At 41.6% G+C, this 24,520-nt stretch carries 21 protein-coding genes and 1 pseudogene; 8 read left to right on the forward strand and 14 right to left on the reverse strand.

Annotated features, from left to right (window positions below; genetic code table 11):
- Positions 1-253 precede the first annotated feature (253 nt).
- Positions 254-1,906 carry a DNA phosphorothioation system sulfurtransferase DndC gene (gene dndC, locus V7K27_RS34585; protein ID WP_334953322.1) on the reverse strand — a complete coding sequence of 551 codons (1,653 nt, stop codon included), beginning with the start codon at positions 1,904-1,906 and terminating at the stop codon, positions 254-256.
- 226 nt (positions 1,907-2,132) lie between these two features.
- Here dndC and V7K27_RS34590 point away from each other — a divergent pair, with 226 nt between their 5' ends.
- Positions 2,133-3,731: a DGQHR domain-containing protein gene (locus V7K27_RS34590; RefSeq protein WP_334953324.1), complete on the forward strand. Its 1,599-nt coding sequence runs from the start codon at positions 2,133-2,135 to the stop codon at positions 3,729-3,731.
- On the opposite strand, the gene V7K27_RS34595 is transcribed toward V7K27_RS34590, so the two are convergent.
- The 12 genes from V7K27_RS34595 to V7K27_RS34650 form a co-directional block, all read right to left on the reverse strand.
- Entirely contained in the window at positions 3,732-4,673 is a 942-nt protein-coding gene (locus V7K27_RS34595) for an HNH endonuclease (RefSeq protein ID WP_334953325.1), read from the reverse strand.
- 31 nt (positions 4,674-4,704) lie between these two features.
- A complete protein-coding gene (locus V7K27_RS34600) occupies positions 4,705-5,175 on the reverse strand; it encodes a DNA phosphorothioation-associated protein 4 (RefSeq protein WP_099103018.1) in 471 nt (156 codons plus the stop codon).
- Between the two features lie 222 nt (positions 5,176-5,397).
- Positions 5,398-5,664 carry a type II toxin-antitoxin system RelE family toxin gene (locus tag V7K27_RS34605; protein ID WP_334953326.1) on the reverse strand — a complete coding sequence of 89 codons (267 nt, stop codon included), beginning with the start codon at positions 5,662-5,664 and terminating at the stop codon, positions 5,398-5,400.
- Positions 5,661-5,897, reverse strand: coding sequence for a hypothetical protein (locus tag V7K27_RS34610; RefSeq protein ID WP_334953327.1), 237 nt, complete (start codon positions 5,895-5,897; stop codon positions 5,661-5,663). Before V7K27_RS34610 ends, V7K27_RS34605 begins: the two co-directional genes overlap by 4 nt.
- A 59-nt stretch (positions 5,898-5,956) precedes the next feature.
- Positions 5,957-6,526 carry a Uma2 family endonuclease gene (locus V7K27_RS34615; RefSeq protein WP_334953329.1) on the reverse strand — a complete coding sequence of 190 codons (570 nt, stop codon included), beginning with the start codon at positions 6,524-6,526 and terminating at the stop codon, positions 5,957-5,959.
- A 189-nt stretch (positions 6,527-6,715) separates the two neighbouring features.
- Positions 6,716-8,788, reverse strand: coding sequence for an AAA family ATPase (locus V7K27_RS34620; RefSeq protein ID WP_334953330.1), 2,073 nt, complete (start codon positions 8,786-8,788; stop codon positions 6,716-6,718).
- Positions 8,785-8,958: a hypothetical protein gene (locus V7K27_RS34625; RefSeq protein ID WP_334953332.1), complete on the reverse strand. Its 174-nt coding sequence runs from the start codon at positions 8,956-8,958 to the stop codon at positions 8,785-8,787. The genes V7K27_RS34620 and V7K27_RS34625 overlap by 4 nt, the downstream gene beginning before the upstream one ends.
- A gap of 562 nt (positions 8,959-9,520) precedes the next feature.
- Positions 9,521-10,885, reverse strand: coding sequence for a DNA phosphorothioation system restriction enzyme (locus tag V7K27_RS34630; RefSeq protein WP_334953333.1), 1,365 nt, complete (start codon positions 10,883-10,885; stop codon positions 9,521-9,523).
- A complete protein-coding gene (locus V7K27_RS34635; RefSeq protein ID WP_334953335.1) occupies positions 10,836-11,015 on the reverse strand; it encodes a hypothetical protein in 180 nt (59 codons plus the stop codon). The genes V7K27_RS34630 and V7K27_RS34635 overlap by 50 nt, the downstream gene beginning before the upstream one ends.
- A gap of 143 nt (positions 11,016-11,158) precedes the next feature.
- Positions 11,159-11,764, reverse strand: coding sequence for a transcriptional repressor LexA (lexA, locus tag V7K27_RS34640; protein WP_334953336.1), 606 nt, complete (start codon positions 11,762-11,764; stop codon positions 11,159-11,161).
- A 251-nt stretch (positions 11,765-12,015) separates the two neighbouring features.
- On the reverse strand, positions 12,016-12,936 hold the full coding sequence (gene argF / locus V7K27_RS34645) for an ornithine carbamoyltransferase (RefSeq protein ID WP_334953338.1): 921 nt from the start codon (positions 12,934-12,936) through the stop codon (positions 12,016-12,018).
- Positions 12,937-13,124: 188 nt separating this feature from the next.
- On the reverse strand, positions 13,125-13,751 hold the full coding sequence (locus V7K27_RS34650; protein WP_334953340.1) for a PadR family transcriptional regulator: 627 nt from the start codon (positions 13,749-13,751) through the stop codon (positions 13,125-13,127).
- Positions 13,752-15,119: 1,368 nt separating this feature from the next.
- Here V7K27_RS34650 and V7K27_RS34655 point away from each other — a divergent pair.
- Both V7K27_RS34655 and V7K27_RS34660 read left to right on the forward strand, forming a co-directional pair.
- Positions 15,120-15,743: a hypothetical protein gene (locus tag V7K27_RS34655; protein WP_334953342.1), complete on the forward strand. Its 624-nt coding sequence runs from the start codon at positions 15,120-15,122 to the stop codon at positions 15,741-15,743.
- 312 nt (positions 15,744-16,055) lie between these two features.
- Positions 16,056-16,469: pseudogene (locus V7K27_RS34660) on the forward strand (helix-turn-helix domain-containing protein); the annotation flags it as partial.
- A 384-nt stretch (positions 16,470-16,853) separates the two neighbouring features.
- On the opposite strand, the gene gatA reads toward V7K27_RS34660, so the two are convergent.
- Complete coding sequence (gene gatA, locus V7K27_RS34665; protein WP_334953344.1) at positions 16,854-18,314, reverse strand: Asp-tRNA(Asn)/Glu-tRNA(Gln) amidotransferase subunit GatA; 1,461 nt, start codon at positions 18,312-18,314, stop codon at positions 16,854-16,856.
- Between the two features lie 58 nt (positions 18,315-18,372).
- Between gatA and V7K27_RS34670 the strand changes: the two genes are divergently transcribed.
- The 5 genes from V7K27_RS34670 to V7K27_RS34690 all read left to right on the forward strand — a co-directional run bounded on the left by V7K27_RS34670 (position 18,373) and on the right by V7K27_RS34690 (position 24,440).
- Complete coding sequence (locus V7K27_RS34670) at positions 18,373-18,549, forward strand: hypothetical protein (protein WP_334953346.1); 177 nt, start codon at positions 18,373-18,375, stop codon at positions 18,547-18,549.
- A gap of 58 nt (positions 18,550-18,607) precedes the next feature.
- Complete coding sequence (locus tag V7K27_RS34675) at positions 18,608-18,784, forward strand: hypothetical protein (protein ID WP_292827636.1); 177 nt, start codon at positions 18,608-18,610, stop codon at positions 18,782-18,784.
- A gap of 352 nt (positions 18,785-19,136) precedes the next feature.
- Positions 19,137-22,031: a glycerol-3-phosphate acyltransferase gene (locus V7K27_RS34680; RefSeq protein ID WP_334953348.1), complete on the forward strand. Its 2,895-nt coding sequence runs from the start codon at positions 19,137-19,139 to the stop codon at positions 22,029-22,031.
- Between the two features lie 291 nt (positions 22,032-22,322).
- Complete coding sequence (locus V7K27_RS34685; protein WP_334953350.1) at positions 22,323-23,930, forward strand: NAD(P)H-hydrate dehydratase; 1,608 nt, start codon at positions 22,323-22,325, stop codon at positions 23,928-23,930.
- Positions 23,931-24,206: 276 nt separating this feature from the next.
- Positions 24,207-24,440: a hypothetical protein gene (locus V7K27_RS34690; RefSeq protein ID WP_334953352.1), complete on the forward strand. Its 234-nt coding sequence runs from the start codon at positions 24,207-24,209 to the stop codon at positions 24,438-24,440.
- The last annotated feature ends 80 nt before the right edge of the window (positions 24,441-24,520 follow it).

Raw genomic sequence — 24,520 nt, forward strand, 5'->3', positions numbered from 1 at the left:
TGTGCTTGTGCGTAAAGCTTGCTCTCATTTCTCTTTAACCCACGTTCGCCCTTGGCGTTCCGCAGGAAAGGTGGGTTTCGTCTGTGTAGCCGCGATTTCCAATCGCCGGGAATTAAACTTGTGCTTGTGCGTAAAGCTTGCTCTCATTTCTCTTTAACCCACGTTCGCCCTTGGCGTTCCGCAGGAAAGGTGGGTTTCGTCTGTGTAGCCGCGAATTCTATTCGCCCGGTATTCGCCCGGTATTCTATTATTTCTATTCTTCTGAATTTCTCTTTGAAAATTTCATACTTGCCCAAGTTACCTCTTCATCACTTTCACCTTCATCTACCTCATTGATTGCTGCAACATCGCCCAAAGTCATCTGCTTGACTTTTGCAACATCACCTTGACTAACCGCTTCGCTTAATTCGCGTTTTAAACGAGCATTTTTAATCGCATCTTCTGGGGAACGGGAACTCGTATTAAAACATTTTTCTAGGGTTTCGTATATCCCCACGCGACGAGTCTTTTTGCGATACTGGCGTTCTGTGTCTAACAATTTCGCCATGAGTTCCAAGTGCATCGCGTCACCTTCACAGATTTCTTCTAATACTATCCATTCATCACGACCTAGTAGGCTATAGTCAGCACCAGGACGCGGGTCTTGAAATTCTTCGCCAGTCACTTCTTGATAAATCCGGGGTAAGCTATCATCAAATTCGTGTTTGTCTTCTAGCCAAATGCGGCGAATTTCGCTCATTTCTTCGAGAGTAATTAGGGTGATATCGCGCATATTTTCTGGCGCTGTCCGACGGGTTTTTGTTTGCGCTTCTAATAATCGTCTGAGCCAATGTTCCCGCCAATATTTAGTATAAGGGCCATGAATTGGTTCAATAGAGGCTTCACCATCTACATGACGCTCAAAAAGTTGGACTTCTCCCCAGATGCGACGGAAGTCTCTTTTATCGCGGTCATCTCTATTATCTAATTCATTGCGGATATCTAATAGAGGCTGCATCCATTCTTTCTCTTCATCATTTTGAATCATTGCCTCCATCGATTTATCCTTACTAACGATTGTGCAAACCCAGCAGCCAAATCGGGAATCACCACAGCTAGGAGTAGAAGTATCAACAACTAATGGACATTCATTATCGGCTGTTGCACCTCGATACATAGTGAACAAGTCTTTGTTGCTATATTTCCAAGGGTTTTGCCACTGATTTAGGTAAATCCAAACTTCATCAGTACGCCAATCTTCGATGGGGCTATAAATTAAAGAATTAGGCAAGCTTGCACTATGGTAAAGCAGAGACGTAGGTGAACTTGAATCAGAAATGAGACGATCTTTTAGGCTACCTGCTTGATGTTTTTCCATTGAGATAGCACGTTTGATACTTTCAGCCTTGCGCGTACCTAAAATAAGAATAACTTCCCCATTTACTCTAACCACATCACGGATAAAGCGGTTAGAAGGATGGATTTTCAGACGGTCTGTACACCAACGAAATTTTCCTCGCGGCGTTGGATAACCTTTACCAATCAAGCTTACCCAGAATGTCTCTTTAATTTCTGGTTGTAATAAATGGGGTTCAATGGGCATTTTCTGTTCTTTAGCAGTAACCCTCATCCTTTCTAAGGATTTGCGTACCCAAACAGCGACGACAGGATTTTCTACCAGTGTGTCAGTTGTAATAACATGAATAGTCTTTTTTCGCTTTTCAAGTGGTAGTGCTGCGATCGCATTCCAGATAAGCTGTAAAGTAGCTGTACTATCTTTTCCGCCCGAATAGCCCACTACCCAAGGAATCTCATCTAAACAATACAATTCTTGAATTTCAGTGGTGAGAACTTGGATATAGTCCACTAACTCTGCTACAGTACGTGTTTGCTGAACTGTCTTTTCTGGTTGTTGTGCTGTAGTCATTTCTCCTTCTCTCTGGAAACATTGGCGTAATATTGGGGCGAATAGGGCGAATAGAATAGAGCCTCCGGCACGCTGACGCGTAGCTTGCTTCTCCGTAGGAGTACGCGGCTATACAGGCAAAACCCACGGAGGTGGGTTGAATAAAAGTTTTTAAAAACTTTACTAGTAATATCCAATTTTTTGGATAATTAAACGACATAATCCTATTCTGTTTTTAAAATTTAACATGAAAGATAGTACATCTGACCCAACTGCTGACATCGCTAGAGAGTACCTGGAACGGGAAAACAAGGAAAAACAGGTACTAGCTTTACTCCTAGAGAACTTTTTAGGGAGAAAAGATCAGATTCTCGTTCAAAAAACCGAAATGGGTGGTACTGAGGCTTATGTTAGCTCTGTTACCTTGGAATGGTTTGCAGGTCGGGTTCACTTCGCATCTGGCTTACCTCTGTTTCAGAAAAAGTATAATCATGAGACTGATAATGTCGAGATTGACGCGGATAGCATTGATGAAATTCAGCAGCGCCCCCTTGATTGGTCACGTCAAGCACCGCTAGTCCAGTATTTAGCGGCTCGACAAAATCACAAATTTCCGCCAGTGCTGGTAGTAATTAATCAACCGTGGGTGGATAATCCCAAAGCTGCTGAGTGGGATAGTGAAGGACGCGCCACAAAATCTACTACTGATTTCATCCCCCTAGATAAAGACGCTAAAGTAGGTCTGTTAAATATTTCTGAGGATGATGTAACTATTTATGCACTAGATGGTCAACACCGATTAATGGGTGTACAGGGGTTGATGGAGTTAATTAAAACTCGCAAACTCCAGCGCTATAAAAAAGATAAAGGTGCTGATGACAGTTTTATTACAGTCAATGATTTGATAGAAAAGTATCAAGTAGACCTTGCTTATTTGCAAAATTTACCCAAGGAAAAAATTGGTATTGAGTTCATCTGTGCGGTAGCGGCTGGGGAAACTCGCACCGAAGCAAGGCGGAGGGTGAGATCGATTTTTGTTCATGTCAATCTGATGGCTGCGCCCTTGACTAAAGGGCAGTTAACACAGTTGAATGAAGATGATGGTTTTGCGATCGTTGCGAGAAAAATTGCAGTTACACATCCACTATTAGAACAACGACAAGATCGCAATCCTCGTGTTAATTGGAATAGTGCAACAGTGGCTTCCAATTCTACAGTTTTGACCACTTTGCAAGCTCTACAAGATATGTCTGAGCGATATTTGGGTCAAAAGTTCCCCCACTGGAAACCCTTGGAGAAAGGTCTAATTCCCATGCGTCCAGAGGATGAAGAACTTGAGCAGGGAATTGAGGAATTTAGAAACCTATTTGATTCTTTGGCTAGTCTTTCCAGTTATAAGATTTTAGAACATGAGGATACACCAGCTTTACGGCGCTTCAGCTTTGAGAAAGATGGAGGTGAAGGAAATATGCTTTTCCGTCCGGTTGCTCAAGTTGCATTAGCGCAAGCTATCGGAATTTTGGTTTTTAAAAAAGGTTTTTCCCTGGCAGATATTTTTAAGAAACTGCGGAAGTTTGACCAGCAAGGCGGCTTTAGTGGTATGGAATATCCCCAATCTCTCTGGTATGGGGTTTTGTATGACCCAAATAAAAAGCGAGTGCAGGTTGCTGGACGAGATTTAGCGGCGAAGTTATTGGTTTATATTCTGGGTGGAATTCAGGAACAGATGGAACGTGCTGAACTTCGTAAGTCTTTGGCAGATGCTAGGACTGTGGAAGATAAAACTATAAGTTTTGATGGCAAGTTTGTTGAACCGAAAGCGGTAGGACTTCCACCTGTCCTGTAATTATGCTTGAAATATATTTTGACGATGCCATTGCAGCGCTTCCAGTTCTGGAAAGTGTTGCTCTATATTTGGTAGAAGTATTGTTTCACCATGAAAATCTTTCATAGGTTTAGCATGGGGAGATGCTTCTTCCAAATCATTGCTAACTATAATTTTGTATTGCTCATCTACAGCAAACCAACCCCTATCAAATGCCCAATGATGATTTTTGCACAGTGCTATTCCATTATGAATTCTACTGTCATAGAATTGTGAAAATGGCTTGATGTGTGCGCCATCCACAATATTTTGATTTACTTTTTTAGTTACTTTTAGTCCACAAAATGCACATCTGTAAGCATAAATATGTATAATTGCTGTCCTAAAGAAAGCATTTCTAATAACTGCTCGTTTCAAGCTCCACCTTGGATTATTATCTAAATTTCCCGTTTCAATTAATTTTTCTATTTCTCCTGAGCCATCTTGAAAAGTTTGATTTATTTGTAAAATAGCTTCTATCTCATTTTCATTATCAGAAAAGAAAGCTGCCACGAGCGCGTCAATTAGTTCTTTTCTATAAAATTCATCTTGCAAAAAGTTAAATAATTCACTGTCTAGATATGCGTATTCAACAGCCTCCTTTAGTTTGTTAATTGTTTTTGGTTGTAACCCATTAAATTCAGGCTTAAATTTTAAGTACCAAAAACCCTCATTTTGCAGATGGAAGAAAGGATAGTGTAAACCACCTTTGTAAGACGGAGAACCGATTACATTCCAATACCTCTCAAATGTTTGAATTAATTCGTCTGAAACTGGAATCTCATTCGTAGTAATGACACCTCGTGCAATCAAATCAATTACAGATAAAAGTAATATTGGTTTATATTGAGCATTACCACGCTTCCGGCTACTACTCACATTTAATTCAGCAAACCGTTGACAATAATATGTTATATTTTTCATATTTAATAACTTAATTAAGTAAGCCAAAAAATCAATTTAAGAATTTACTGAGGTCAAATTCTTCTTCTAGCTGTTCTTTTGTTCCTCTTTCAGAAATCAGAACTAATAGAAGTCGCTCTGAGTAGTCAACAGAACCCCGTAACTCATTTTGTAAAATTTCTAGTCCTCCATTAGCATATTCTTCAAATATTTGAGTACGTTTATCTTCATCTTGTTCTTCTCTAGATGAGAGTATATTGATATCTTTAGTTTCATTGATTCCTAATAATTTAATGATGAGGTCATATCCCAATGAAGCAAAATTTTCTTGTGGAATTGGAGATGGTTCTCTTTTTGTGGTTTCCCCTAAAGTAACGCGCTTTTTATATTTAACGCCCAATGCTGCTGCAAACACCATAACTTCTACATAAGTCTGAAAAGGCCCAGTTGTGTCTTTTGATGCTACTAGAGATTTCACCAACTCAGCCTTATCTTTAGCAACCCTGATTCTATTTGCAGCCATTGTTTTAATATTTAACCCAAGTTGCTATTTTAACCGAAAGCCAAAAGAGAACGCACTTGCTAGCGCATTATTTTATACTAGTATAGATGCGATCGCTTAAACAAACAAATTATCCACTAACATAGTCCATCCTGGCACTGCGGGTTCAGCATAAGCATAACTATTTTACCAAAATTAGCGTAGCTTGCCGCCGTAGGCATCGCACCGATATTCCCCACTCCGCTAACTTTCATCTATATAAATCTCACTACGATGTCCTACTTTAATTACAGTTACTATCAAAACATCATCATCTACTTCATAAACAACTCGATAATCTCCTACTCGAACACGATATGAATTATCATCATCTTGTAATTTTTTTACCCCGTTTGGACGCGGTTCTATTGCCAAGTCGTTGATTTTAGTTTGTATGCGCTGTTGTACGTCTATAGGTAGTTTCCTAAACTGCTTTTTCGCACCCCTTGAAAATTTAACTTCGTAACTCACGCAACATCCTTGTTTATTTCGTTTCTTATTTCGTTTTGAATTTCATCCCAAGACACAGTGCCATTAATGCGTATATCTTCCCTAGCTTCTTTAATGGCTTTTAAGTCTTCTTCATCGTCTACATCATCGATTCTTTTTAAGAGTGCGTAAATTTCATCTAAAGTACTGTCATAAGCTTGATGTAGGAGTACGTTGATATCTTTAATTAACTGTTCTCTTTCGTGTGCTGTCATTTTTAATCATCCGAATGTGGTTTTACTTTTTCTGTCACCATCTGTAGTTTCCCCTAAACTCAAGTTGGAAACTGAACATCCTCATACACCAAAGAAATAGGAAATTGAAAATCAACGCTAGTTAAATGAACTTCATCCCCTTCTTCATAAGGATGTAACTCCCAGAGTCCTCTATCATTTAACCGGAAGCAATCTAAACCAATTTTTTCAGCATCGATGAGGACATATTCTTGCAAAGTCTGAATGCGACGATACCGCGTAAATTTTGTACCTCTATCGTAAGCTTCCGTACTTGGGGACAGAACTTCAACAATTAAACAAGGATATTGGAGAAATTGAATAGCTTGTTTATCTCGTTCATCGCAACTCACCACAACATCGGGATAATGAAAAGGCCCCTTTTCAGATATACCTACTTTCCCATCCGCCATATTCACACGACACCCACTTCCTCGCAGGTGACTTTTTAATGCTGGAGCTAAGTTTAAAGCAATATCATTATGGGGAAGAGTACCCCCAGTCATGGCGAAAACTTCACCATCAATATATTCATATTTAATTTCTTGGTGTTCTTCCCATTCCAGGTATTCTTGGGGAGACATATAATTTCCATCTGGACTCGCAATCATATACTTTCTCCTTTAGAGGATATTTTAAAAGTGGTATGTTGTGATTTTAATCGAATTATTACCCCCCTTAATCCCCCCGATATATTGGGGGTAAACAAGAAAATCCGGTTCCCTCCCCTTTATAAGGGGAGGGTTAGGGTGGGGTAAAAAAATATTTGATACATCAATCATGATTTTTAAAACATCCTCTTAAACATTACGTTCAACCGCGATAATTTCAGTATATTCATACTCATTCGGGCTTTGTTTCACCAAAGGATATCTTTCACCAGCTAACTCAATATAATCTTGTTCGCAATCCGGCTTAGATGAATAATAGGTAAGCACATATTCTCTACCAATTCTGTCTGTCATTTCTGCTTCTACTTCACCCCGCCACTGAGTCTTAGTAACTAAAACTATCAACTGATTCGCTAATTGGGGAATTGTCTTAGCAATGTGTCGCCGCGAACTTTCATCCAAACTACCAAACGGCGAATCCATCACAATTGGGAAAGTGCTACTATCAGGAATCATCATCATTTTTCGCTTCTCACTCCATTCCCTTACTTTGTCAATAATGCTGGCAATAAAAGATAAACTGAGAATTTGATTTTCCCCGGTGGACGCTGCAACTGGTGCTTCTATACCCGTGGTATTTTCTACTAATGTCAGTTCATATTTATCGCTAATTTTAGGAATGTATGGAGTTACAGAAATCTCCATGAATATCTCTTGCACTCGCTTTTCTAGTTGCAGGCGAAATTGTTGTTCTTGACGATTTTTAACTTCCGTTAACCGTTCGATTGCATCTTGAGTAGCGTTAATTCGTCGCTGTGCTAAAGTTTGCTTATCTTCATTCAGCTTTTGTTTGGCGATTTGTTTATTTAATCCTTCAATTTCAGTTGTCAGTTGAGTAATTTGCTGCTGATTTGCACCTTGCTCTCGATTCAATTCATCAATTTTACTTTCAATTTCATCTAAGCGTTTTTGCAAACTGCTAATTTCTTCATTAGCATCTTTTCGCAACCGTTCTTGAATATTGTCTAAATCGCCTTCAATTTGAGATATGCTTTGCCTTAACTGATTAATCCTAGTTTGTTCTCTATCAACTTCTTCCCAAAATCCTATGGCTTGCTTATCAATTTCATCTACTTGAGCTATCATCCTAATTGCAGTTTCTTCTACCGCCGAGGAACCTGCTTTATTTAACCAGGTACTTACATGAGTATGAGAATGATTACCCTCGTGTAATTCTGCACCACAAATACAGCGTTGAGAATTGAGTAAATCATTCACAAATTCCCGCGAAATTCCTGATGTTAACTCGCCGCGCTGCTTCAAATCATTGATAATTCCGCGAAACTGTACTGTAGTTTCTGACAATAAAACGGTATAACCTCGCGCGGAAATAACTTTTTTCAGCGCTTCCTTGGTTTTTTTATATTCTTCTTGATTCGCCGCTTTCTGCGATTCTAAATCCTGCCATCTTTCTTGCAATTCCTTAGCAGCACTCAGTTCTCGCAACCGATTACTTGTCTCTTTTTTAAAAGTTTTTTGATATTCTAACTCTTCTTTAATTTCCGTTTGCCGTTTGGTAATGCGTTCACGTTCTTTTTCTATCTTCTCTTGCTGTCGTAACAGTTGTTTAGTTTCCGAATCACCAATAGCTTTTAACTCATTTTCTAGAGTTTTTTTAGCATCTCCCAAATGTCTGATAGAACGGTTGATTACTTCCACACCCAAGAAGATTTTTGTAGCTTCGGCAATTTCAGCTTTTTTGTCAGAACGGACTATTTCTTCAATTCGTTCGCCGTCAAAGAAAAAATATTGATGTAAAGTAGCGGGTAAAATTTGATTAATTATATCCTCTGGTTGCTGAATTGGTATATTCCATTTACCATCGTCCGCACCAACCCACATGGTTAATTGAGTTTTGCCAGCGTCAAAATCACTTTCGTTTTTATAACCCCGACAGGCGCGTTTAACTCGATAGCGTTTACCTTCATGTTCCCAGCCAATCTCTACCCAACATTCTACAGCTTGACCTTTTTGAGTTTCTGCGATCGCACGCTTATTAACTAACTGCTCTATCGATGCAAATGCTGCACTAAATTTATCATACAATACCCACGTAAAGGCATTTAGTAAACTGGTTTTTCCAGAGCCATTATTGCCATGAATAATCGTCGTGTTGTGAACATCTCCACCAGCCAGGAGCATCTCTGGTGTCGTACCATAAAAGGAGCGAAAGTTGCAGAGCTTGATTGAAGTTAGCTTCATCGCACCTCTTCCTTAATAATGTCCAAAATATTATCATTTATATGGCTGTTAATCTTCTTATCTAGCCTGCCTTTTTCCAGCTTCCATACCCGCTCAATAATTTGCCGTACTTCCGGCGGTGCGCTGCTTATTGGCTCTTGGACATCATCGATATTCGCCTCTTGTGACATATTGAGTTTTCAAATCTACTTTTTCTACATTTTAACTTTCTCTAGTGGTGCGATCGCCTCAGTAAAGCCACTGTTTGCGTTATCTTTAAATTTGCGAAAACTATTTTTGCAAATTTGTAATTTTCTTTGAGAAAACACTTTATTATTTAATCGTTTTCTGTTATTATTAATAAAGCATATTGATAATAATGGGATGTAAGTGAAATTTTTAACGCAGCTTACATCCCATTATCATCAAACTCATAATCTTATTATTTCATACTTAATGCTTCTTTTTTCAAAACTGGAAAAATTTTACAAAAAAATACAACTATAGGAGAATACGCTTGCATTAAGGCTAAAACTGTTTGTGAAAATTAATTTTTTTAACGAACCGCAGAGGCGCAGAAAACACAGAGAGAAGGAAGAAATGCTTAACTGAACTGTATTGAACTATAGGACTCGTATTTGATTTAAAAAAAAATCAGTACACCCCAAAAAGGCTTCTTCCCCACTCCCCACTCCCTATCTACGCAAATAATTTCAGAAATCAAAGCAGACTGCTATATTCTCTGGTTTATCATCAAATATCTAATAACCCATATCGCTTTTGTAAATCCAGTAATTTCATTCTGGCAACGCCTGCATTATCAGCCAAATCAGCAAACTCCACAAAACGGCGCAATTCCTTTTTCAACAAATTACGCTCAACTTCTATAGTTTCTCTATCTAAATCTGGTGGTAAAACAATCATGTCAAATATTGTTGCGCGTTCCTTAGCTGGATGAGGACGCAAAACTCGCCCTCGTCGCTGAATAAACTGGCGGGGATTACCAGAACTTGATAAAATTACCGCAGTTTGAATTGCCGGAATATCAACACCTTCATCTAAACAACGAATTGCCACCAAACCTTGCAACTCACCACTTTCAAATTGACGGCGTAATATTTCCCGTTCTTGTAAAGATGTTTGGGCTGTATAGGTACTTACCTTATACCCTAAATCCACCCCCAAAATTTTAGCAACAGCTTTAAGTTGGCGTAGAGATGAACGTTGTCCGGCATCTTGGGAACCATCGCTGCAATAAAAAAGAGTGTGAGTAGTTTCGCGGCGAGTTGCCATTAAATCCCGTAAAGCATTTAATTTATTTTCTGCCGCACCAATTAACCTTGCTCTTTGCATCAACAACGGCTTTAAATCTTCATTGTCTTCAAAGTTTCCCGCTTGTCCATTTTCTCGATCTCTATATAGTAGCGATCGCCCAATTCTTTTTGTTAACTTTAAATAAGCAATACTTTCAGCTTCAGTTAACTCAACCAACACCGGATAATACAGATAATGTACCAAAGCACCTTGAGCGATCGCATCCCTCAAAGTAAACTCTGGCTGAAGAACTGGCCCAAAATAATCAAATAGAGATTGCGTACCAAAATCATCAAAATACCTCTCCGGTGTGGCAGATAAAGCCAGTCTCAACCCAACGCTACGCGGTAAACTTTCTTCTAACTTAGGTGCGCCTAAATTATGCGCCTCATCCCCAATAATTAAAGTTTTGGCGGGAAAATATTTGAGTTGAGATCCAAACCCATCTCCAATTAAAGTGGAGTTCGTAGTAATCACCGTCACAAACCGTTGAGAACCAGAACGCAGATTATAAATTTGCGTAGAAAGTTGACTTTGCCAAGTGCGTAAATTCTCAAAAGCTAAAATGGGTTGCAAATTAAATTTTTCACATTCTCGCGCCCATTGGGTGACAAGATGACGGTAGGGACACACCACCAACAGAACTTGTAAATTAATCTGCTGATATAATTCACAAGCGATCGCTAGTGCAGTAATCGTTTTACCACTACCAGTAGCCATTTTCAGCGTCCCTCTGCCATTGTTGGTAAACCAGCTAGCGATCGCTTCTCGCTGATATTGCCGCAATTGCAGAGACGGAGGCATTCTTGGGCATCCTGGTAATGGTTGCAGAGTGTAATAACTGCCCTGACTTTCCCTTGCAATTGGTAATTTCAACCGGAAAGTGGGCAGTTGCTGCACTGAATTTTGCGTCAGGTACATATTTATTAGTCATTAGTCATTGGTCATTAGTCATTAGTCATTAGTCATTAGTCATTGGACGTTGGGCATTAATTTTATTTCTCCCTCATCTCCCTCATCTCCCTCATCTCCCCCATCTCCCCCACTCCCCACTCCCCACTCCCCACTCCCCATTACTCAGTTGTAACCCCGCCAAACACCAATGAGTGAACCCTGCACCTGCACTTGCATAGCACTGACTTCAATGGGATTGTACTTAGGATTTGCTGGTTTAAGGGTAACGCGATCGCCTTGACGATAAAAACGTTTTAATGTGGTACCAAATCCATCTACTCTAGCGGCGACGATAGTGCCATTTTTTAAATGATTTGGTTCTGCTACTGGACGCAGGAATACTACATCGCCATCAGCAATTAAATCTTCAATCATGCTATCGCCAGCTACCCGCAAAGCATAGGTTTGGGGAGGTAACTCAAAATTAGAAAAGTCTAAATGATCTACAGCATCAGTAAACGGTTCTATTAAACCACCAGCAGCGATCGTCCCCAAAATTGGCACACCTTGCTTCACACCACGCAAAATCCGAATCGTTCGCGCTTGGCCTTCAGTCCATTCTATATATCCTTTAGTCCGTAAATGTTCCAAGCGACTTTGAATTGGGGCTGGTGACTTCAAATTCATCGCTTGCATCATTTGCCGAATTGAAGGCGAATGCTGGTGCGATCGAATGTATTCTGTCACCCATTCGTAAAGTTCTTGTTGAGCTTCCGTTAGACGTTCCATAAATTTGCGGGAAGTAATTATTAATGTCTCTAGAACATTAGTACTACAAAAAACTCCCCATAACAAGAGAAAAGTAAAAATATAAAAGGCAAAAGCAAAAATATTCTCTTTTCTTTTACCTATTTATTCTTGATTTTTTACAAATTAAGTAGTCAAGAGCCAGCCGCACACTCGCTATTCTGACTCCTGTACAGACGCGATTAATCGCGTCTCTCCTAACTCCTGTACAGACGCGATTAATCGCGTCTCTTTCATTTTGCCCCTAAGATACTTGCAAGCAAAGCCTTTTGAGCGTGTAATCGATTTTCTGCCTGTTCCCAAACTCGTGATTGAGAACCTTCAATAACTGCCTCGGTAATTTCTTCACCACGATGGGCTGGTAAACAGTGTAAAACAATTGCCTTTGGATCAGCAAGGCTCAATAGCTGTTCTGAAATTTGGTAAGGCTGGAAAATTGGCATCCGGTTATCTACTTCTGCTTCTTGCCCCATACTCGCCCAAACATCAGTATAAAGTACAACCGCTCCCTTGGCGGCTAATTCTGGATCATGAGTGAGGAGGACTTCAGTTTTGTTGTTAGCGATCGCTCTTGCTTGTTCTACAATCCTAGAATCTGGCTGATATCCGCTAGGGGTGGCAATTCTCACATTCATTCCCACCAAAGCACAGCCCAACATCAGAGAATTAGCCACATTATTCCCATCACCCACGTAGGTTAAAGTTAACCCAGCAAGAGTACCAAAGCCTTCTTGAATCGTCAATAAATCAGCTAAAACCTGACAGGGATGTTCTGCATCAGTCAGCGCATTAATTACCGGAATCTTGGCATAATGAGCAAAAGTTTCCAACTCCTGCTGTGCAAAAGTGCGAATTGCCAAAACATCCAGATATCGATCTAACACCCGCGCCGTATCCTGCAAAGGTTCCCCGCGACTAACTTGAGTGACATTGGGGTTGAGATCGATTACCTGTCCACCCAGTTGGTACATCGCCACAGTAAAACTTACCCGCGTGCGAGTTGAAGCTTTGGAGAACAACAACCCCAAAACTTTATTACACTGCAACTTCAACTGTTGTGATTTAAGTTGAGTTGCCAATTGCAGGAGTTCTTGAAGTTCTGTTGGACTGATGTCCGCCAAACTTAATAAATCTCGTCCGATCAACACTGCCATGCTTGTGATGTGTAAACAACAATTATATATTTCTGTTGCTTTACCAGCCGTGTCAAAAAGATATAGTTTGAGAACTGTACCCGATATTTTTGCGTCCAGCCCAGGTGTGAAGTGCGATCGCTTCTAATACCACTTTACCTTGATATAGAGCGTACAGCTAGCTGTACGCCTCTACATCTATACGCCACTTACTTTTCAGCCAAAATCGCGTAAATTTCCCGTTTAACTTGCTCTAAAAGCTCACGCACCCGATTTATTCGCTCCATATTGCCACTGCGAGCAACCTGCACCACTACAGCAGCTAATTCTGTTGCGGCATTTCGCAACTGAATAAACTCTTGGGGCTTACCTGCCACGAAACTTTTAAAGGTATCCCAAGGAGAGTCTGAAGTTTCCTGTTGGGCACGTTCTGCCAATAATTGTCTACCCTCATCTGTAATCGTGTAAATCCGCTTGCCACCTTCCTGGGCGCTTTTGAGATAACCACCTTCCTCCAGTAATTGCAGTGTGGGATACACTGAGCCAGGACTGAGGCGACGGAAACCACCGTAACGAGTTTCCATCTCTTTAATCAGATCATAACCATGACTAGGATGCTCGGATAACAATTCCAGCAGGATGAACTTGATGTCACCTCTACGAGTCCGATGTTCATCTCCCCAACCACGACCAAACATTTCATTACCAAAGCGTTTGTCATGATGTCTACCATGATGCTCGCCATGCCCAAACCAAGACCTGACAAACAATGAATCGTCTTCATTAACTCCTGCCCATGCAGGTGCGCTAAAGCGTGACCGAAAGTGTCTAAACATAAATCAATCTCAAATCAACTTTCTCTAATATACGATATATCGGAATATATCACGATATATCGTGATAGAATTTTGATGAAGATTTTTGACTTTTCACAAAATCTCTATTACGCAGAAGTTACGCAAAGTAAGTTTCAGACTAAGTGTTACCGCTATTAAGGGGAAGCGAACGCTTCAATTATCCCAGCCCAGAGTAGCAGCTAGAAAAATACTTATATTAAACAATACCTTTGCCAAAATAAGAGCCTACAAGAATTTTGGCTTGCACTGGCAAAATTACCCCTACATAAGCGTTTCGCTTCAAAGGGAGTTTGTCATGTCAAACCCTTATTCTGGGGTCAATACGTTAAAAAAAACCTTGTGGTCAACACTTAGGAACGTGGATTAATTGAAGAAGAATGCAGAATGCAGAATTCAGAATTCACCAATCTTTCAGTCGGGGATTGGGACCCGCCACTGAATTGTTGCACCACAAAATCTACGATTTTGTGGGGGTCTTAAACCCAGTTATTCATCCGCCAGTCATACAGAATACCTAACATGAATTCTGACGACTGACTCCTGAATTCTGTTCGATAAAATGCAAACAAAACTTCATCCTGTATCTAGCTTCCCTCTCCAATATATCGGAGAGGGATTGAGGGTGAGGTAAGTCAGGGACATAAATTGTATATTATTTAATTCTTATTCCTTAAAGGAATTTTTAGAACTTATTGTTTTTGCCAAGCCTCGGAAAAAGCGAGTTAATAGTTCAACCACCATTAACTCACCCTCGGAAATTGGCGAAGGTATTGTTTTATAAGAATAATTCAGAACTCAGGAGCGGAGCCGGAGACGCTCCTCGGCTTGGCGTCAGAATAAAGTCATGAATTCTGTACGAGTGGGTGATGAATATTGGTTAAAACCTCGCCCCTGCTGGGCGAAAAAAATTAAAATGTTCTCGCCTTAAAACTCTATCCCTTTATGGGTAGAGTATTCACCAATTCTGAATTATGAATTCTGTATTCTGACTCCTGTTTTATTTACATATTCGGTACTTATCCTGATACGTGCAAGATATTAGTTAGATAAAATAGGGTGGATCCACTTTTGGAAGAAACATAATTATTTAGTGCCAGTAACCCCACTATGGAACAGAAGAGTATAGTTTTGGTGCCTACGGATGGATTGTGCAATCGAATGCGATCAATTGCATCTGCTGTTAGTCTTAGTAAACATTTAAGCCGAGAATTACAGGTCATTTGGCTTATCAACCGTTCAGTAGGTTGCCCTTTTAACCAGTTATTTAAACCACTATCATCCATACGAGTCATTCAGTCCAGGAAACTAACGAATCATTTTTACCAGGATAGGGGTTATGTGTTAGCCATGAGCAAAAACAAATGTATCAGGCTGATGCTACTGATCTCATCAGAACTCTATAAAAACCTTATGCATTATGATGTATTTGACAGCATAGAGATGGCTGATATCAGCCCTGCCGATCTAACATCGAAGGTTGCTAAAAGTCGAAGACCTTTTCTAATAACAAATGAAGCTTTTTACAGTAAAATTAAGCCAAATCATTATGATTTTTTTCAACCAATAGATGAGTTAGAACGTCAGATTGAAGAAAGAACTTCTGGCTTTAATGAATATACTATTGGCATTCATATCAGAAGAGGCGATCATAATAAATCCATCTTAAAAAGCCCTTTGTCTCTATTTGAAACTGTTGTTTCAAATGAAATCGATATTAATTCTAAAGTGAATTTCTATGTTGCGTCAGATTCTGTAAGAGATAAGCAGTATTTAAGCGACAGGTTTGGTTCTCATATAATCGCTGACTTCAGAGAAACAAGTAGACATAACATTCAAGGCTTGCAAGCTGCGCTGATTGACTTATACTCTCTTTCCAGGTGCTGCAAAATATATGGTTCATATTGGAGTTCTTTCTCTAGAGTTGCTGCTGATATTTCTGGAATTGATTTGATTACATTAACCCAGTTGTGAGTGTCTCTATAAGTAAGATGGCTTAAAAAACCAAACTATGTAACAATACCTCTGCCAATTTACGAGGGTTCAACGCCGGTGGAAACGGGATGAAAAATTGCATATTATTAACTTTTATACCCTAAATTTTTATTGGTAAAGTATGTGTTAAATCAGTAGAATTACTTAGTATTAGCAGCTTTAGCATTTTAAAATCTAAGCTTCAACCATTCTCAAAAAAAAATTTCCGAAAATCAATTATTCAGTAAAAATACGTATGCATATTTAAGTCTTCTCAATGAATAGTAGAATTAGCCCATAGAGGAGAAGACTGTGACGCTTTTAAACCAAGCTCAAGTAGAGCAGCTAAAGGAAATAACTACACATTTGCGACAAGTAAGACAAGAAAAATCCATCCGCATAGAAGAAATAGCCTCTCAAACACTGATTCGAGCAGGTGTTTTGCAAGCTTTAGAAGAAGAACGATTTGAAGAATTGCCTGAGCCTATTTTTGTTCAAGGATTCATCCGTCGCTATGGAGATGCTTTAGGACTGGATGGAAATGCTTTATCACATACTCTTATAAGCAATGTAGTCCGCCAAAACGACAATAATTATCATCACAATTCAGACAACAAGTTAAAGACATATATACCTCTTATTGTAATCTACATTCTATTATTAGTAGCTGCATCTGCTGGTCTTTTTTATACACTTAATCCACGACGAATCACATCTGAATCCCTGACTCCAGAAGTCAATATTCAACAGTCAATGGTTCCTAATCACTGAACAGTAATTAGGCTGATAGATGACCAAAAAAGCCGGTGAGCATGGGGACAAGGGAGATGAGGGAGATGAGGGAGATGAGGGAGATGAGGGAGATGAGGGAGATGAGGGGGAGTGAGAATTTTAGATTTTAGACTTCGGCGTGAGCGCTACTTCGACCGTTCGACGTAGACTCAGGGCAGGCAAGCTCAGTACAAGTCAGTCGAACGCTTTTGGATTAAAGAATTGAAATTTAATCCAAAATTGTCAATCCCTTCGGCTTGGTGCAGTCACTCATGGGGGAAACCCCCAAGACCGCGCTGCTTCACCAAAATCCAAAATTGAATTGCCCAATGCCCATTGTCAAGATATTTGCGGTTTACGCAGATGCCAAGTAGTAGATTGCTCATAAGCGTAAGCTACCTGAAACAGTTGGTCTTCTCGCAACACATTGCCAATTAGTTGTAATCCTATCGGTAGCCCCTGATCATCAAAACCACATGGCAAACTTAAACTAGGTAAACCAGCAAGATTCACAGGAATAGTCATCAAGTCAGTTAAATACATACTCAAGGGGTCAGTAGTTTTTTCCCCTGCTTTGAATGCTGTAGTCGGAGATGTGGGACAAACTAAGATATCAACCACGCCAAAAGCCTTTTCAAAGTCTTGTTTAATCAGGGTGCGGACTTTTTGGGCTTTCAGATAGTAGGCGTCATAATAGCCAGCCGAAAGTGCGTAAGTGCCGATCATAATCCGGCGTTTGACTTCTGTACCAAAACCGGTGGCACGGGTACGAGTGTACATCGATAGCAGATTATCCGCATCAGGAGCGCGATACCCATATTTAACACCATCGTAACGAGCCAGGTTTGCTGACGCTTCTGATGGGGCGATGATGTAGTAGGTGGGTAAACCATAGCGAAAGCGGGGACAGGAAACTATATGAATCTCTGCTCCCAAACTTTGTAGTTGATCTACTGCTTTGGTAACAGCGTGCTCCACTACAGAGTCTAAACCTTCACCAAAAGTTTCTTTAATGATCCCAATTCTTAGCTGACCTCTGGGTTTGAAGTCTGGTTTTAAGCTGGCGGCATAGTTGGGAATGGCAACTTTCAGGCTGGTAGAGTCTTTGGGATCGTGACCAGCGATCGCACTTAATAATATTGCCGCATCTTCTACTGTGTTTGCAAATGGCCCAATTTGATCCAAAGACGAAGCGTAAGCCACCAAACCATAACGGGAAACCAAACCATAAGTCGGTTTCATCCCTACCACACCGCAAAAAGATGCAGGTTGCCGAATCGAACCTCCAGTATCAGAACCGAGAGCAACCACACATTCTTCGGCCGACACCGCCGCCGCCGAACCTCCCGAAGAACCACCTGGAACTCGTGACAAATCCCAAGGATTAGCCGTGACTTGGTAGGCAGAGTTTTCAGTGGAACTACCCATTGCAAACTCATCCAAGTTGGTTTTACCTACCATTACCGCCCCAACATCTGCCAGCTTTTGCGTCGCCGTTGATTCATAAGGCGGCACGAAATTTTCCAAAATTCGGGAGGCGCAGGTGGTAGGAATTCCCTTAGTACATAAATTGTCCTTAATCCCCACAGGAATCCCGGCTAGCAGCCCAATTTCTTCTCCCGCAGCAATTTTGGCATCCACAGCACCCGCCTGCTCTAATGCCCGTTCTGCCGTCACACATAAAAAGCTGTGCAATTTCGGCTCTAACGCTTGAATGCGCTCTAAAGCTTCTTGGGTAATTTCAACGGCAGAACGTTCTTTTTTTACCAGTTGTTGGTGCAACTCGCGGATGGATGCCATGATTGCTCTCTTTGTGACTCAAGTGATTGATTTTAGTACATATTGACCCAGATTGGGTATGGGGCATTGGGCAATTCAATTTTGGATTTTGGATTTTAGATTTTGGATTAAATTTCAATCTAAAATCCAAAATCTAAAATTCTCACTCCCCCTCATCCCCCTCATCTCCCTCATCCCCCTCATCTCCCCTCCTCCCCCACTCCCCACTCCCCACTCCCCACTCCCCACTCCCTAAATAATATTAGGAATTTAACATCATCCGTAAATAGAAGGACTACAATCAAAACGGACAAATGTTTCATGCTCCAACAAAAGAGGATTACAAAGCTGTGTCCGACTTAAATCGCGGAATTATGAAATTTGAGGGTGCAGATTCTCCAAAAGTAGTCACTATCTCTACCGTGCTGCTTCTGGGATCGATCGCTGCTCTGATCATCTGGGCGCTGCAAGCTGCCTATGCGCTAAACTAAAACCATTAGTAGCCGAGAAGGACACTGGCAAAAACGGTTTCCGTCCTAGCCAAGTGTCCATTCAGCAACTAGTAATTGAACAAGAATACAGAATCCAGAATCCAGAATTCAGAATGCTTTTCCTTGGGGATTCAAACTACCACCTAATTGTAGACCTCTAAATCTATGGTTTGGATTGTTTTTAAAGCCCTGTGTTCATCTTCTAGCCATACTCCAGTCCATTCTGAATTCTGATTCCTGAATTCTTTTTGATAAAAACGCCCTATTAACCATCAAAAATTTCAGAAAAACTTAATTATTTGAGATTTGAGGTTTTAGATGGAAAATTTAAATCTAAAATCCAAAATCCAAAATGTTTGAACCTTGGGGTGTCTTAGTTATTTTAATTGTCTGCCCCCTCTTGGGCGGATTACCCCTGATTGCCTGGATTACTTACGCGCTTACGGGCAAGCAATTATCACAAGTTGGTACAGGAAACATTAGTGTATCAGCTGCCTTTTATCACGGTGGTAGATTTGTCGGAATTCTGGCAGTCTTGTCAGAAGCTTTTAAAGGAGTTGCAGCAGTTTTCCTCACCCGCGCTTTCTTCCCAGATGGATCGTCTTGGGAATTGATTGCGCTCATCGCCCTGGTAATCGGTAGATATTGGATAGGCAGAGGGGCAGGTACGACAAATGTCGTCTGGGGATTTGTCGTACATGATCCACTGGTGGCAATATTTGTATTTTTCTTTGCAGGTATTAGCTTTTCAATTCTGCACTCCAAACAGGTAGTCAAATTTGGGGTTTTGCTTCTCTTTCCTCTGTTTGTGACACTTCTGCACATTAGCGATATCCCCAGAATGCTGGCTGCTGTTGCCTTAGCTGGTTTAATGGGCTGGATTTATACAAAAACTCCTGATGATATGAATCTGCCAACCCAAGAGGCACAAACAGAATCGCAAGCGATGTTGGAATTTTTACGCGGCGATCGCACGATGGTTTCTCTAGATGAAGATTTGGATGCTACCATTGTCGGCGAAAAGGCGGCGACATTATCTCAAATTAAGCGCTGGGGCTATCCAGTCCCGAAGGGGTGGGTACTTGCCCCAATCGACGATCCCGAACTATTGACAGAATTTCTTCAGCCATCAGAATTATCTCCCTTGGTGGTGCGTTCTTCTGCCATTGGAGAAGACTCAGAACACTCTTCGGCGGCTGGGCAGTATGAAACAGTTTTAAATGTTACCAGTCCACACGCATTGCAGTTAGCGATCGCTCAAGTTCAAGCTTCCTACAATCATCCATCTGCCGTGCAATATCGGCGCGATCGCGGCTTAAATGACTCAGCAATGGCTGTGTTAATTCAACAACAAGTCCAGAGTATCTATTCTGGTGTCGCTTTCAGCCGCGATCCCATTACTCAGCAAGGTGATGCAATCATCATTGAAGCCCTTCCCGGCAGCCCGACGCAAGTCGTTTCGGGAAAAGTCACACCAGAACAATATCGCGCTTTTGTCCTGGAAACAGAAAATTCTTCCTCTGTGCAATTAGAGGGTGAAGGACGAGTACCACAAGCATTAATCAAGCAAGTCGCATACTTAGCTCACCGACTCGAAAAACGTTATTATGGCACTCCTCAAGATATCGAATGGAGTTATGACGGTCAAACACTCTGGGTATTGCAAGCTCGACCGATTACCACTCTGCTACCGATGTGGACACGCAAAATCGCCGCCGAAGTGATTCCGGGAGTAATTCACCCCTTAACATGGTCAATTAATCGTCCCTTAACTTGTGGAGCATGGGGAGAACTTTTTACTTTAGTTTTGGGCGATCGCACTTTGGGGTTAGATTTCGCCGAAACAGCAACTCTGCATTATTCCAGAGCTTATTTTAACGCATCCCTCTTAGGAGATATTTTTCTTCGCATGGGACTGCCGTCGTCAAGTTTGGAATTTTTAACCAGAGGAGCTAAATTAAGTCAGCCGTCTTGGGAGTCAACTTGGGAAAATTTGCCAGGACTAGGGAAGTTGCTGAGGCGGGAATTAAGTTTAGAAAAAGACTTCAAGCGGGATTATCACCAACGCTTCATTCCTGGGTTATCGCAGTTGGCGCAGTCAAATATAGATCGTTTGGAACCATCGAAGCTGTTAGCAAGAATTGACTTTATTTTGGAGTTGCTGCGTCAGGGGACGTATTACAGCATTTTAACTCCCTTGAGCGTTGCCCTCCGCCAGGGGATTTTTCGGGTGAAGGATGACCAAATTGATCACAGCGTTACCCCAGAGATCGCGGCATTGCGATCGCTGAGTGCAATAGCTACAGATGCCAAGGAGGTATTGCTGGAGTTTGAGCCACAGCAGGTATTTGAGCAATTAAAGCAAACCCCAGAGGGAGAGAAGATCCTCCAAGAATTTAACGAATTGCTTCAGGATTATGGCTATTTAAGTGAAGTAGGAACTGATATTTCCGTTCCCACTTGGCGGGAGAATCCCCAGATGATTAAGCAGATGTTTGTGCAGTTAATGCAGGGTAACGAACCACAATCAGGCGCTAAAGACGCGATTAATAGCATCTTTGCTGGTAACTCCAAACGCTCTTTTGTGCAACGGCGTGTGGATATCAAAGGACGAGTTACCGAAGTTTATTCCCGACTTTTGGCTGAATTGCGGTGGAGTTTTGTCGCTTTAGAGAAGATCTGGTTAAAGTCCGGCTTACTTAAGCAAACAGGAGATATCTTTTTTCTCGACTTTGATCAAGTGAGGCGTCTAGTTGGGGGTGGAGATTCCAGCTTAATTCAGCAGTTGGATGAGTTAGTGGAATTGAGGCGATCGCAATTCCGGCAAGATAGCGAGATCATTCAAGTACCCTTTTTAGTTTACGGCAATACACCCCCTCACCCCTTAGCTCCCTCTGTGATCTACTCTGACCAAATCTTACAAGGCATTGGAGCTAGTCAGGGGCAAGCCGAAGGCAGGGTGAAAGTGTTGCGAAATTTACAAGACGTGCCAGAGATTGACCGAGATACGATTTTGGTAGTACCTTACACAGATTCCGGCTGGGCACCATTGTTACTAAGGGCTGGAGGATTAATTGCCGAAGTTGGTGGACGGCTTTCTCACGGTGCGATCGTGGCTCGTGAATATGGGATTCCCGCCGTCATGGATGTTCGAGGTGCTACATGGCTCCTGCAAGATGGTCAACGAGTTAGGATTGATGGGTCTAGGGGTATTGTGGAATTATCTAACGATTTAAGACCATCTTAAAGAAGTCGGAAGTCGGAAGTCGGAAGTCGGAAGTCGGAAGTCGGAAGTACAGTTTTGTAACGGGGATTTAGCGAGAAACGCGGTCTTGGGCTTTGCCCAAGTGGAGCGATTTCTCAAGACAGCGCTGCATTGCGGTCTTGGGGTCTTCCCTCTTGAGCAACTTTGTAAGACAGAACAAGACTTACATACTTGCGGCTTCTTAGTTGCCGGGGACTTAAACCCACCGAATGAAAGTTAAAATCTGCTAAAGTTTCAGTTACCCTAAAACTCATAACTCAGCACTTAGGACTGATGCAGAACAGGCAAGAAAAAATTTCGCAAGTGGTGGTGACTGCTGGGCAGATGCGCGATATTGAAGAACGGATCTTTGCGGCGGGAATGCCTGTAGTTGCTCTGATGGAAAAGGTAGCGGGATTAATTGCGCGTCGCATTCAAGAGATCCCCCCAACCCCCCTTAAAAAGTGGGGCTATATTCCTTCAAACACCCCCTTTTTAAGGGGGTCGCCACAGGCGGGGGGATCTCGTGTTGGAATTCTTGTCGGTCCCGGTCATAATGGTGGAGATGCTTTAGTAGTAGCCCGTGAATTACACTTTCGCGGGTATGAGATTTGGATTTATTCTCCTTTCTCTAAGCTCAAAGAATTAACTTCGCAACACTTGCAATATGCTCAGAATTTGGGGATTCCAATTTATCAAACAATTGAGCAACTGCCAAATTCTGATTTGTTGATTGATGGGTTATTTGGGTATGGTTTAGAAAGAAACCTCACCGATCCGATCGCCTCTGCAATTAATCAGCTAAATGAATTGTCTGTGCCGATTTATAGCATCGATTTACCTTCAGGTTTACACACCGACACTGGCGTTGTATTAGGAACTGCCATTCGCGCCACTCACACATTTTGCTTAGGTTTATGGAAACTAGCTTTCTTGCAAGATCAGGCGCTGGAATATCTCGGCAAAGCTGAGTTAATCGATTTTGATATTCCTTTAGCTGATGTAGAAGCTGTTCTCAAAGATACACCCAGAATTAAACGTATTACACCAGCAACGGCACTTGCTACTTTACCTCTACCTCGTCCACCTGTTACCCACAAATATAAGGAAGGACATTTACTGTTGATTTGCGGTTCGCGGCGCTATGCAGGTGGAGCAATTTTAACTGGTTTGGGTGCGAGGGCAAGTGGTGTGGGAATGCTTTCGATCGCAGTACCCGAATCTCTAAAACCCCTTTTGGTATCGCATTTGCCAGAAGGATTAATTGTCGGTTGTCCAGAGACGGAAACCGGAGCGATCGCCCACCTACAACTACCAGAAAAAACCGATCTGAGTTCCTTTAATGCGATCGCTTGTGGTCCCGGTTTAACCCAAGATGCTACGCCTATTGTCCAAGAAGTGATCAACAGCGAACGCCCTTTAATTCTCGATGCCGATGGTTTAAATATCCTCGCACAAATGGGAGCGATCGCCACATTAAAAAAACGTCAAGGAGTAACCGTACTCACACCCCACACGGGCGAATTTGAGCGATTGTTTCCTGATGTCGCCGATGCCAAACATGACAGGGTAAAAGCAGTACGGGAAGCGGCGGCGCAAAGTGGGGCGGTAGTGTTGTTGAAAGGGGCAAGAACTGCGATCGCAAACCCTGAAGGTGTCGTTTGGATTGTTCCTGAAAGTACACCCGCCTTAGCGCGTGGCGGTAGCGGCGACGTATTAACTGGGCTACTGGGTGGATTGTTGGCGCAAGCAGCAACTAAACAGATCCCCATAGAAGATATTGTGGGAACTGCCGCTTGGTGGCATTCGCAAGCCGGTATAATAGCCGCCCAAGAGCGTACCGAATTGGGTGTAGATGCGTTTACATTGACACAATACTTGATCAAAGCTCTAAGTAATTAAACTGCTTTAAATTTAGTTAATTCCCTCCTTTGTGGACGGGAATCACAGCAATGGCTGAAACGCCTAATCTAACGTGTGGTTTGACTGTGGGTTACTGTGGACTTTTTTAAAAGTCTGTGTGTGGTTGAGAGATTTTAACGATGACTGAAAGCCTTACAGCGTCTAGTGCGGGTGACAAATGTGGACGTTTTTCATTCAAACGGTGAAAATACTGATGACTTTAAATACTCATAAAAGCTAGTTTCAGATAGCTTTACAGAGTTTAAGGATGCAACCATGACAGATAAAGTAAATTTTGACGACGAAGACGATTCGGGCAGGGGAGGGTATGCACCAAAGAAAGAAAATCAACAGTCTGCCAAACAAAAGGTTGATAACGCTGTTAAAGAAGCGGGTTTAGACGAAAGGCAACGTCGTAAACTACATGATCAGCTTGGTCAAGACTATATGGACTACCACGAAATTCTCGAAATTGCAAGACAAATTAAAAGACAAGACGAAGAAGATTAACCATAGTGTAAATTCCCATCAGTTCATAATACAATCCATGCCTCTAGCGCCTCCCATAGGGTCTAGGGGCTTTTCATCCG

The organism is Nostoc sp. (assembly GCF_036919575.1).
Lineage (GTDB): Bacteria > Cyanobacteriota > Cyanobacteriia > Cyanobacteriales > Nostocaceae > Nostoc.